The organism is Brevundimonas sp., assembly GCF_032107865.1.
GTDB lineage: Bacteria > Pseudomonadota > Alphaproteobacteria > Caulobacterales > Caulobacteraceae > Brevundimonas.
In genome coordinates, this window is the sequence record NZ_DAMCNG010000076.1 from 1 (window position 1) to 11,528 (window position 11,528).

The following is an 11,528-nucleotide window of genomic DNA, read 5'->3' on the forward strand; positions in this document are numbered from 1 at the left end:
CACCGAGGGCAGCGCCTTGGGCGGGGTTCTGGGCGCCGCGATCGGCGCCGGTGTGGGCAACAGCTCGGCCGCCTGCGACAGCCGCACGCGCCGCGACGTCAACTATGGCTATCAGGGAACCCGTGTCCCGCCGGCCTATGGCTATGACAACCGCGGCTACGACGACGGTCGACGCTATGATGATCGCCGCGACGGCTATGACTACTACCGCGATTATCCGCAAACCATCGATCCGGGCTACAGCCCCCAAACCAACAGCTATCAAGGCTATGGCGATGAATGCCGCCTGGCCGAAAGCAACATCCGTCTTCCCGACGGTCGCATGGAGACGCGCTACGTCCGCTCCTGCCGCGACCAATCGGGCCGCTATCGCGTCGTCGATTAAGTTTCAGCCCCCCTGTCAATCGACGATGTGAAGAGGGCCGCCGGATATCCGGCGGCCCTCAAATCGTTTGGGCTCAGGCTTTTTGCGCCCAGAGCAAAAACTCGACGTTGCCGTCCCCGCCCGTGATCGGGCTGTCGGCGACCTCGCGCACGGTCCAGCCGCTCTCGTCCAGCCAGTCGCGGACCTTGGCCACGGCGGCGGCGTGCGCCTCCGGATCCTTGACCACGCCCTTCTTGCCGACCGCCTTGGGGCCGTCCGCCTCGAACTGCGGCTTGACGAGAGTGATCAGATCAGCCCCCGGCGCCGCCAGATCAAGCGCCGTCGGCAGCACCTTCGACAGGCTGATGAAGCTGACGTCGCAAACAATCAGGGACGGCGCCTCGGTGATGATTTCAGGCGTCAGATTGCGGGCGTCGGTCTTCTCCAGATTCAGCACACGCGGATCGGCGGCGACCTTCGGATGCAGTTGCCCCGTGCCGACGTCCACGGCGAAAATCCGCGCAGCACCGCGATCCAGGCAAACCTCGGAGAAGCCGCCGGTCGAGGCGCCGACGTCCAGCACGACGCGCCCTCGGACCGTGACCGGCCACAAGTTCAGCGCCCGCTCCAGCTTCAAGGCGCCGCGCCCCACCCAACGGAAGGCGTCGGCGTAGGTGACTTCAGCCTCTTCGCTAACGCCCTGAGACGCCGCCCTGGCGGGCGCGCCGTCCACAGTGACGCCGCCCGCCTCGATCGCCGCCTTGGCCTTGGCCCGGCTTTCCGCCAGGCCACGTGCGACCAGCAGCTGATCCAGTCGCAGCCGGCTCACCCTTCCATCGCGTCCAGGCGGGCCAGAGCGGCCTGCAGCTTGGCCTTGCCCTCTTCGGCCTCGGCCAGCTTGGCGCGCTGTTCGTCAACCACTTCGGCGGCGGCGCGGGCGACGAAGTTGGGGTTGCCCAGCTTCTTGTTCACATGGCCGATGTCGCTGTCGAAGGCGGTGATCTCCTTCTCCAGACGCGCGCGTTCGGCGGCCAGGTCGATGATCCCGGCCAGCGACAGCGCGACCGTCGCCCCGCCCGAGACGAACGTCACGGCCCCGGCGGGCGCGGCCTCGGCCACGGCGACCTCGGACACGCGGCCCAGGGTCAGGATCAGATCGCGGTGACGCGCGATGCGCTCCGCCGTAGCAGCGTCCGGGGCGACGAAGGCCAACGGCGGCTTGGCCGACGGCGGCACGTTCATCTCGGCCCGCAGGGCGCGGATTTCACCGATCAGGTCGACCAGCCAGCCGATCTCGGCCTCGGCGTCCGCATCGACAAAGGCGTCCGGCAGCACCGGCCAGGCCTCGCCCATCAGCAGGCCGTCGCGGGCGGGGCCTTCCTTGCCCAGTTCCGCCCACAGCTCCTCGGTGATGTAGGGCATGACCGGATGCAACAGCTTCAGCGTCTGGTCGATGGTCCAGGCCGTCATGGCGCGCGTCTCGGCCTTGGCGGCTTCGTCCGAACCGTTGAACACGGGCTTGGCCAGCTCCAGATACCAGTCGCAGAAGACGTTCCAGATGAAGCGGTACAGGGCGCCCGCCGCATCGTCGAAACGACCGCCTTCAATGGCGTCCGACACCTGACGCTCGGCCTTGGTCAGTTCGCCGCGGATCCAGCGGTTGATCGTCTGCTGCACGCCTGCGGGATCGAAGCCCTCGACGCGGCGCGCCTCATTCATCTGGCTGAAGCGGGCGGCATTCCACAGTTTGGTGCCGAAATTACGATAACCTTCAATGCGTTGCTTCGACAACTTGATGTCACGCGTGCCCGACAGGATCGCCATTGTGAAGCGCAGCGGATCAGCGCCTAGCTCGTCGATGATGCCCAACGGGTCGATGACGTTGCCCTTGGACTTCGACATCTTCTGGCCCTTCTCGTCGCGGACCAGACCGTTGATGATGACGCGCTTGAACGGCGCTTCACCGTCCATGAAGTGCATCCCCATCATCATCATCCGGGCGACCCAGAAGAAGATGATGTCCGCCGCCGTGACCAGATCGCTGGTCGGATAGAAGCGTTCCAGATCCTCGGTCTTTTCCGGCCAGCCCATGGTCGAGAAAGGCCACAGGGCGGACGAGAACCAGGTGTCCAGAACGTCCTCGTCCTGGGTCAGCACGACCTCGGAGTCATAGTCCGACAGCGCCTGTTCGCGGGCGTCCTCTTCCGTCTCGGCGACGTAGATCTCGCCGTTCGGGCCGTACCAGGCCGGGATGCGGTGGCCCCACCACAGCTGGCGCGAAATGCACCAGGGCTCGATGTTGCGCAGCCACTCGAAGTAGATCTTCTCATAGGACTTCGGTTCGAAGACGGTCGCGCCATCCTCGACCGCCTTCAGGGCGGGCTGGGCCATGACCTTGGCGTCAACATACCACTGGTCCGTCAGCCACGGCTCGATGACGACGCCCGAGCGGTCGCCATGAGGAACGACGTGCTTGGTCTTCTCGATCTCGCGCAGCCAGTTCTCTTCCTCGGCGCGGGCGACGATGGCCTTGCGCGCGGCGAAGCGGTCCATGCCCTCATATTCGGCAGGCACGTCAGGCGTATCAGCGGCGGTGATGCGGCCGAAGGCGTCCATGATATTCAGCGCGGCCAGACCGGCGCGCTTGCCGACGCCGAAGTCGTTGAAGTCGTGCGCCGGGGTGATCTTCACCGCGCCCGAACCCTTGGTCGGATCGGCGTAGTCGTCGGCGACAATCGGAATGCGGCGGCCGGTGATCGGCAGGATCACGAACTTGCCGACCAGCCCCTTGTAACGCTCATCGTCCGGGTGAACCGCCACGCCGGTGTCGCCCAGCATGGTCTCGGGCCGGGTCGTCGCCACGACGATGAAGTCGCGCGTCTCGAACTCGATCGCCTTGCCGTCTTCGTCGAAGGCGATCGGATGCTGATAGGTCACGCCGTCAGCCAGCGGATAGGCGAAGTGCCAATAGGCGCCCTCCACCTCCTTCTGCTCGACCTCCAGGTCCGAGATAGCGGTCTGGAAGTGCGGATCCCAGTTCACCAGTCGCTTGTCGCGATAGATCAGGCCGTCCTTGTGCAACTGGACGAAAACCTTGCGGACGGCGGCGTTCAGCCCCTCGTCCAGGGTGAAGCGTTCGCGCGACCAGTCGCAGGACGAGCCCAGACGGCGCAGCTGGCGCACGATGGTCCCGCCGGATTCGGCTTTCCACTCCCACACCTTCTCGATGAAGGCGTCACGGCCCAGGTCGCGACGACCGATGTTGCCCTCGGCGGCCAGCTTGCGCTCAACCACCATCTGGGTGGCGATGCCTGCGTGGTCGGTGCCGGGCAGCCACAGGACGGCCTTGCCCTTCATGCGGTGATAGCGGGCCAGAATGTCCTGAAGCGTGTTGTTCAGGGCGTGGCCGATGTGCAGGCTGCCCGTTACGTTCGGCGGCGGAATGACGATCGAATAGGCGTCTGCGGCGCCGTCAGTCGGCTTGGCCGCGCGCGGAGCGAACAGGCCGCTGTCCTCCCACTGAGCGTAGATGCGCGGCTCGGCGGCCTTGGGTTCGAACGTCTTCTCAAGCATGGTCATCTCGTTTCCCCGGCGACCAACGCGGCGCGCCGTCGATCGGGGCTGGAATTCTTCGGTAAAGCAAAGGGCGGTCCCGCCGGAACCGCCCTTAAATGACTTAATGATCGCCGCGTCCCACGGCTAGGCCAAATCAGTGCCGTCGCGGCGAGAACCAGCCTTCATCCGTGTGCTGCACCGATCCGGCCACCGCCAGGATCGCCAGGGTCTGCTCGATCCGGTCCGTCTTACGGCGACCGATCCGGCCATCGAAGCGACGCGCGAGTTCCAGCGGTTGCAGCGGCCGCCCTTCGCGGCGCAGCTCTTCCAGCAACACCCCCGCCAGAACTGCTGGCGCATCGGGCAACGGCGTGCGCGTGTTCACCTTGTCGAGCGGCGCCTCGATCTGCACGGGGCGGGCGGACGACTTGATCCGTCCCGCCTGATAGTTCGGCCGCAGGAAGCGGATCTCGCCCCTCTCCTCCTGCACCCGTCGCGCGCGGTTCAGTTCCAGCAAGGCGACGAGCGTCTCCTGATCCGTCATGCCGTCGCGCCAGCCGTAGGCCGTCGCCACCTGCTGATCCAGCCGCTGATGCAGATGATGCAGCAAGCCGACCTGACCGCGATCATAGAGATCGCGCTCGCTCCCGGTCAGTTCTGCGCCTTCCTGAAGGCGACGCCGGACATTGTAGAGCCCGGTCATCGTCAGATCCTCGTGCTGGGCCAGAACCTGACGACGACGTTCGTCGATCTCTTCAGCCAAGACGCCAATCTCCTCGCCTGCGGCGCTGTTCAGATCCGGAAAGGGAAAGCCATCGAAGCAGGCCTTCTTGTTATAGACGGGCCTGTCCTCCAGCCGTCCGCCGCGCGCCAGGGCCCACACCCCATGCATATGCGACGACAGCACGCCCAGGATGCGCGGATCGTCCGAGGCGACGGCGATCAGGGTGTTGTCCGGCAGAATACCTGCGTCCAGAAAACGGAACCATCGGTGCTTGGCCGTCTCCACCGTGGCGATGTAGCGGGACAGGCCCTCCAGCGCCGGGCGAAACTCGCTGCGCGGCTCGCCAAACACCCACCAGTTGTCTCGATAGGCGGCGCGATTGTTGCGATCGCGCTCAGGCTTCACCGCCTCCAACAGGTGCTGGAAGACGGCGGGGTGACTGCGACGCGCCTCTTCCTCAGTCCAGCCGAACAGATCGATCACCTTCACGCCGCGCGGTCGCGAGGCCAGATCGCGACCGTTGCGATAGTCGCGGATCAGGCCCTCCGCCTCATCATGAGACGCCGCCAGCAACTGCGTCGCCCGGTCCGGCGACACCATGAACCCACCGCCGTGCAGCTTCACGCCCGGCGAGCACAGCAGCGCATTGGCCTTCAGCGGCTGCGCCTCGCTGACCGACGGCCCGATAGTCAGTTCCGGCCCGATGTCGCCGCGCTGTTCACGAAGATCGATATCCGCCGCTTCCCCGTCATCCATCCGCTCATCGACCACCGTCAGCAGGCGGCCCTGCCCATTCGCTTCTCCGCGCTCGGCCACGGTCATGGCGATGCGCACGTCGGCGCGGTCGGCGCCCTTGATCCACGGGTGGTCAGGGATGGCGAAGGTCAACCGCATGGGCGGCGCGCCGTTCAGATGATGCTCCAACACGCGCCGGGAAAAGGTCTGGGTGATCGAGTTGGTGGTGATGAAGCCGAACCGCCTCAACGCGCTGTTCTTCGCCGTCAGGATCTCAGCCGCGCGGTCCCACCAGGCCGTGACCAGATCAGCCGAGCGGAACCGCCCCTGCCGAACCCGCCACAGGGCGTCGACATAGCCGTCGCCCAATTCGCCGCGCACGTCCTTGCCGCCGATGAAGGGCGGGTTGCCGATGATGAAGTGCGCCGTCGGCCAGGCCGTCGGGCGCGGATCGATGTAGCGGGCGACCTCACGTTCCTCACGCACCACCGCAGCCGTAAGGCCGTCGCCCCGGCTCAGCACTCGCGTGTGGGTCAGCGGCCTGCCCTGTTCATCACGCACCAGCTCTTCGCGCGTCCACGTCAACAGCGCGTCCGTATGCTGGATGCGGTTGAAGTTGCGCAGGATCGGCTCGGTCGGCTTGGCGTCGCCGGCGTTCCTGAAATGCCATTGCAGATAGCCGATCCACATCACCATCTCGGCGATCCAGGCGGCGTGGACGTTCTTCTCCAGTCCCCAGAACTGTTCAGGGCTGACGGTATGCCCCTCCAGGCCAAGCGCCGTCTGGGCGTCCCCCAGATCGGTCAGGGCGGTCAGGACCTCGCTCTCGAGATCCTTCATCATGTCCATGGCCACATAGAGGAAGTTGCCGGTGCCGCAGGCGGGGTCCAGCACCCGCGTCGCACAAAGCTCGCGATGAAAGTCGCGCATGGCGCGGCGCGCTCGCACGAGGTCGCCGCTGGCGTAATGGCCGACCGCCAGCCCCGCGACCGCCTCCCACTCGGCGCGAAGCGGCTCCATGATCGTCGCCTCGACCAGCCGCCGCACATAGGCCTTGGACGTATAGTGAGCGCCCAGTTCGCCGCGTTCCGTGGGGTCCAGCGCCTGTTCCAGCAAGGCGCCGAAGATCGCCGGCTCGACCGAAGCCCAGTCGCGCTGGGCGGCGGCGATCAGGGCCTCAAGTTCGACCTCCGTGACCGGCAGGGCGGCCTCTTCCTTGAACAGGCCGCCATTGAAACGGCGCAGATCCTGGCGAACGGCCGAGCAGTGACCGCCGCTGTTCATGCGCCGAAAGAAGTCCGCGGCGCTGACATGAAAGCGATCCGCCATCCCGCGATAGCTTTCCAGCAGGCGCAGGAAGCCCCGGTCATCGATCAGCCCGACGCTGTCCGCGAACATGGCGAAGATACACTGCATGACGAACAGCGAGCTGCGCTTGTCCCAGGCCGCTCGCGCCACGGCATCAACGCGGCCATCAGGATCGGCCGGCGCCCGCTTGCGGATGGAGCGCACCAGCCAGGCCAGCCGCTCGGCGATGTCGCTGGTTACGGCCGCCACATGGCTCGCCGGGTCCAAGCTCATAGGCTCATCCCAGACCCGACGCAGGCGATCCCGCACCGCCGGATCACGCAGGTCGTCCATGGAGATGCGGCAGCGCGCCAGATCGGGAAACGGCACATAGCCCTTCCCTTGCCGATCGAAGTCGGCCCACAGATGGATCGAGCGTCCGACATCCACCACCACGATGAAGGGCGGCCATTCATCCAGCGCCTTGGCGTAGGTCTCGGCCTGACGTTTGGCGTCAAGCATCAGCCGCTCGATTGCGCCCACATCGCCCTTCGGCGGTTTGCGCCCTCGCCCGTTGAACAGAGCCAGATGCCGCTGCGGGTCCAGTTCGCCGCCCGGCGCCCGCTTCTGCGACTGCTTGGCTTCCAATACAAAGGCCCCGCGCCGGTAGCAGTCGATGAATCCACGGTGCGCGCCGCCATCGTGAAAGCGGAACTCCACCCGCCGCTCGAAGCAGTAGCCGCGATCTCCGACCGTCTCCTGATCCGGCGCTGTCACGCCGATCAGGGCGCATAGTTGGCTGATGAAGGTCTGATAGTGCGAACGCTCGCTGATCGTCGCGCCACTCCAGCGTGTAATGAACGCTTCGACATCCATAGATTGTTCTCCCACCCCTGAGAGAACAATATTAGGTTGAATTTTTACGCAAACACAACCTTACATTATCGCGTAAAACCTGCACACGATAGGCCTCAGCGCCTGCCGAAATCCTTCAGCACAGCCCGCGCCGCATTGTGTCCTGGCGCGCCCGTCACTCCGCCCCCCGGATGAGCGCCCGATCCGCACAGATAAAGACCGGGAACAGGCATCCGGTGATCAGCATGACCCAGCACGGGCCGGGCGCTGAACAACTGATCCAGCGTCAGCCGCCCGTGGAAGATGTCGCCGCCGATCAGGCCGAAGCGGCGCTCCAGATCGCGCGGCCCCAGCGCCAGCCGCCCGATCACCGAAGCCTTGAACCCCGGCGCATGGGCCTCGACTGTCTCGATCATCAGGTCAGCCACCGTGTCGCGATGCTCGTCCGCCAGATCGGGCGAGACATGCTGGCAGAACAGGCTGGCCACGTACCGCCCCGCCGGGGCCAGACTGTCGTCCAGGGTCGAGGGGATCAGCATCTCGACGATCGGCTTGGACGACCAGCCGTTCAGCCGCGCCTCGGCATGAGCGCGGTCCATATAGGCCAGCGACGGCGCGATGATGATGCCCGCCGTCAGGTGATCGCCCGTCCCTGGCAGGGCGGTGAAGCGCGGCAGTTCGGACAGGGCCAGATTCATGCGGAAGGTGCCCGAGCCCGAGGCGTAACGGCTCATCCGTTCGGTGAAGTCCGCCGGGACAACGGCCGGATCGACCAGCCGGTCGAACAGCAGGCGCGGGTGCAGGTTCGACACGACAGCGCGGGCGCGGACTGCGGCGCCCGCCTCGGTCACGGCGCCGACCGCCCTGCCCTTTTCGGTCAGAACCTCGGCGACCGGCGCGTCCAGCCGCACTTCGACGCCGTGTTCGGCGCAGGCCGCGGCCATGGCCTGGGTGATGGCGCCCATACCGCCGATGGCGTGGCCCCAAACCCCCTTCTTGCCGTTCACTTCACCAAAGACGTGGTGCAGCAGGACATAGGCCGAGCCGGGCGTATAGGGACTGGCGTAGTTGCCGACGACGCTGTCGAAGCCGAACAGGGCCTTGATCGGATCGCTCTCGAACCAGCCGTCCAGCCAGTCGCCCGCCGACTTGGCGAACAGATCCAGCAGGTCGCGCTGCGCCGCCAGACCCAGACCCGAAACCCGCCGTCCCAGCGACGCCGCCTTCAACATTTCCGGCAGGGCCGCCAGCCAACCGCCTTCGACCACGTTGGGCGGAGTGGTCAGGATCAGGTCGCGCAGGATGGCGGCGACCGTCTCCAGCCGCGCCTCATAGTCAGGCAGGCGTTCGGCGTCGCGGGTCGAGAATTTGGCGACCTCGGCCTGGGTCCGCCCCTCGCCGGTCAGCAGATAACGCCCATCGTCAAAGGGCAGGAAGTTCCCCGCCCGTCGCTCGACCACCCGCAGCCCGTGGCGCGGCAACTCCATGTCGGCGATGACGCGCGGGTTCAGCAGGCTGACGGTGTAGCTGGCGGTCGAGTTGCGGAAACCGGGATGGAACTCCTCGGTCACCGCCGCACCTCCGACGACGCCGCGCCGTTCCAGCACCGTGACCTTCAGACCCGCCCGCGCTAGATAGAAGGCGCAGACCAGTCCGTTGTGCCCGCCGCCCAGGATGACGACGTCCGTTTCCGTCTGCGTCATGCGCGCTCCCTCCCGCTTGAGGGAGTGACGCTAGTCCTAGGCCGCGCGTCCCGCCAGATAGCGACGATGCAGCAGCGGCTTGCCCAGCCAATAGGCCAGCTCCGCCGGACGGCTGATGTCCCAGACGGCCAGATCGGCCGCCTTGCCGGCTTCCACCGTGCCGATCTCATCCTGCAGGCCCAGCGCGCGCGCCGCATTGCGCGTGGCGCCCGCCAGCGCCTCTTCCGGCGTCACACGGAACTGGATGCAGGCCTGATTGATCGCCGCCGTCATCGACGCGACCGGCGAGGTGCCGGGGTTGCAATCCGTCGCCACCGCCATGCGGACCCCGTGCTGACGCAGCAGGGCGATCGGCGGCGCCTGCGTCTCGCGCAGCATCAGGAAGGCGCCCGGCAGCAGCACCGCCACCACGCCCGCCTCGGCCATCGCCTTCACGCCCGCCTCGGTCGTGTGCTCGATATGGTCGGCCGACAGGGCCTGATAGCGCGCGGCCAGCGCCGCCCCGCCGCCGTCCGACAACTGATCCGCGTGCAGCTTGACCGGCAGGCCCAGTTCCTCGGCCTTGTCGAACAGGCGACTGACCTCCTCGACCGAGAAGGCGATGGGCTCGCAATAGGCGTCGACCGCATCGACCAGCCCCTCGGCGTGGGCGGCGGGCAGGATCTCGTCCACAGCCTTGTCCACATAGACGGCGCGGTCGGCCTTATGCTCCGGCGGCACCGCATGAAGGCCGAGATAGGAGGTCCGCACCCGCACCCCCGCCTCGCGCCCGATGCGGCGAGCGACGCGCAGCATCTTCAGTTCGCTGTCGTGATCCAGACCATAGCCGGACTTAATCTCGACGGTGGTGACGCCGGTCGCCTTCAGCCCCTCCAGCCGCGCCAGGGCTGAGGCGTAGAGCTGATCCTCGCTCTCTTCGCGGGTGGCGCGCACGGACGAGACGATGCCGCCCCCGGCGCGCGCGATCTCTTCATAGGTCGCGCCCTCCAGCCGCCGCTCGAACTCCCCCGAGCGGTCGCCGCCGAAGACCAGATGGGTGTGGCAGTCCACCAGCCCCGGCGTGACCCAGCGCCCGCCCAGGCTGTCGGTTTCCACAGCCTTATGCACAGGCAGGTCCGCACGCGCCCCGACCCAGACGATGCGCCCATCCTTGATCAGGATGGCGGCGTCCTCGATTGCGCCATAGGGCTCGCCGCCCTCGGTCATGGCGGCGACGCGGCAGTCGGTGATCAGCAGATCGGCGTCGATCATCGGGCGGCGACTCCAGCCAGAATTTCACAGAACCAGCGCCCCGCCGTCAGGGAACCGAGGTCTCCGACTTCCAGCGACGGGTCGTATTCGGTCAAGTCGACGGCGCGGACCTTGGCATGAGCGCCTATGGCGCGGGCGGCGTCGAAGAAGTCGTGGACCGACACCCCGCCCGGCCGCGCGCCGGGGCTGGCGGGCCATTGGCTGCGGTCGATGACGTCGATGTCGAAGTCGACGTAGATGACTTCGCACAGGGACGACAGGCGCTCCAGTTCCTCGACCACAACGTTCGCCAGGCCGCGCTGGCGGCACTCGCGGGCGGTGCGGACGCTGATGCCGGCAGCTTCGGCCTTTTCATGCGCGCGGCGGGTGTTGGCGAAGGGCGCGAGGCCGACCTGGCTGATGCGGCGGCCGTCCATGCCGTCATCCAGCAGCGCCTGGATCGGGTTGCCGTTGGTCAGGCCCTGATCCGTGTCGCGCAGGTCGAAATGGGCGTCCAGCGTCAGCACGCCGACGCGCTCAAGCCCCAGAGCGTGAACGCCAGGCCGGGTGATGGCGTTGTTGCCGCCGACCAGAATGGTCAGGTCGCGATGGGCCTGCGCCGCCACTGCGTCACGCACGGGCTCGAAGGCCTCGAACGGCGAGACGGCTTTCAGCGCCACGTCGCCGGCGTCATGAACCTTGATCTCAAGCTCCAGACCCGTCTCGACATCATAGGTCGACAGGCGCGGCAGAACGCCTCGCAACACCTTCGGCCCCAGGTCACAGCGGCCCGGCGTCAGCGACCGCTCGTTCAGCGGCGCGCCGATCAGGGCGACCGAAGCGTCGGGATGATGGCCGACAAGGTCGCCGACAGAACGCCACCCCAGGGCTTCAGACGGTTCGCTCATGGGTGTCATCCTTTGGTCGGAGAGAAGCGCGCGACCAGATCATAGGCCGCGCCGGGGAAAATCTGTGAGGCCCAGGTCACGCCCTGACCGTCGCGCCAGGTGCGGCGCTCCAGCCGCAGGCAGGGCGCGCCGTCGGCCAGCCCCAGACCCGCCGCCGTCTCGCGGTC

7 protein-coding genes and 1 pseudogene are annotated in these 11,528 nt (G+C 66.9%); 1 reads left to right on the forward strand and 7 read right to left on the reverse strand.

Annotation, left to right across the window (positions count from 1 at the left end):
• Positions 1–385: pseudogene (locus RT567_RS08325) on the forward strand (hypothetical protein); the annotation flags it as partial.
• Positions 386–458: 73 nt separating this feature from the next.
• Here RT567_RS08325 and RT567_RS08330 read toward each other — a convergent pair.
• From RT567_RS08330 to RT567_RS08360, 7 genes are all read right to left on the reverse strand, one after another.
• The gene (locus RT567_RS08330) at positions 459–1,193 is read right to left on the reverse strand and encodes a TlyA family RNA methyltransferase (RefSeq protein ID WP_313575704.1); all 735 of its coding nucleotides are present in this window, start codon (positions 1,191–1,193) and stop codon (positions 459–461) included.
• Positions 1,190–3,937 carry a valine--tRNA ligase gene (locus RT567_RS08335; RefSeq protein WP_313575706.1) on the reverse strand — a complete coding sequence of 916 codons (2,748 nt, stop codon included), beginning with the start codon at positions 3,935–3,937 and terminating at the stop codon, positions 1,190–1,192. The genes RT567_RS08330 and RT567_RS08335 overlap by 4 nt, the downstream gene beginning before the upstream one ends.
• A gap of 136 nt (positions 3,938–4,073) precedes the next feature.
• On the reverse strand, positions 4,074–7,541 hold the full coding sequence (locus RT567_RS08340) for a DNA methyltransferase (protein WP_313575708.1): 3,468 nt from the start codon (positions 7,539–7,541) through the stop codon (positions 4,074–4,076).
• Between the two features lie 95 nt (positions 7,542–7,636).
• Positions 7,637–9,223: an NAD(P)/FAD-dependent oxidoreductase gene (locus RT567_RS08345; protein WP_313575710.1), complete on the reverse strand. Its 1,587-nt coding sequence runs from the start codon at positions 9,221–9,223 to the stop codon at positions 7,637–7,639.
• A 36-nt stretch (positions 9,224–9,259) separates the two neighbouring features.
• A complete protein-coding gene (gene hutI, locus RT567_RS08350; RefSeq protein WP_409516159.1) occupies positions 9,260–10,471 on the reverse strand; it encodes an imidazolonepropionase in 1,212 nt (403 codons plus the stop codon).
• Positions 10,471–11,361: an agmatinase family protein gene (locus tag RT567_RS08355; RefSeq protein ID WP_313575714.1), complete on the reverse strand. Its 891-nt coding sequence runs from the start codon at positions 11,359–11,361 to the stop codon at positions 10,471–10,473. Before RT567_RS08355 ends, hutI begins: the two co-directional genes overlap by 1 nt.
• Before the next feature lie 5 nt (positions 11,362–11,366).
• A partial coding sequence (locus RT567_RS08360) for a UTRA domain-containing protein (protein ID WP_313575715.1) occupies positions 11,367–11,528 on the reverse strand: 162 nt, incomplete at its 5' end.

Coding starts and splice junctions, on each gene's coding strand:
- RT567_RS08340 (WP_313575708.1), bottom strand. CDS start 7,541: ATGGATGTCGAAGCGTTCATTACACGCTGGAGTGGCGCGACGATCAGC.
- RT567_RS08335 (WP_313575706.1), bottom strand. CDS start 3,937: ATGCTTGAGAAGACGTTCGAACCCAAGGCCGCCGAGCCGCGCATCTAC.
- RT567_RS08355 (WP_313575714.1), bottom strand. CDS start 11,361: ATGAGCGAACCGTCTGAAGCCCTGGGGTGGCGTTCTGTCGGCGACCTT.
- RT567_RS08345 (WP_313575710.1), bottom strand. CDS start 9,223: ATGACGCAGACGGAAACGGACGTCGTCATCCTGGGCGGCGGGCACAAC.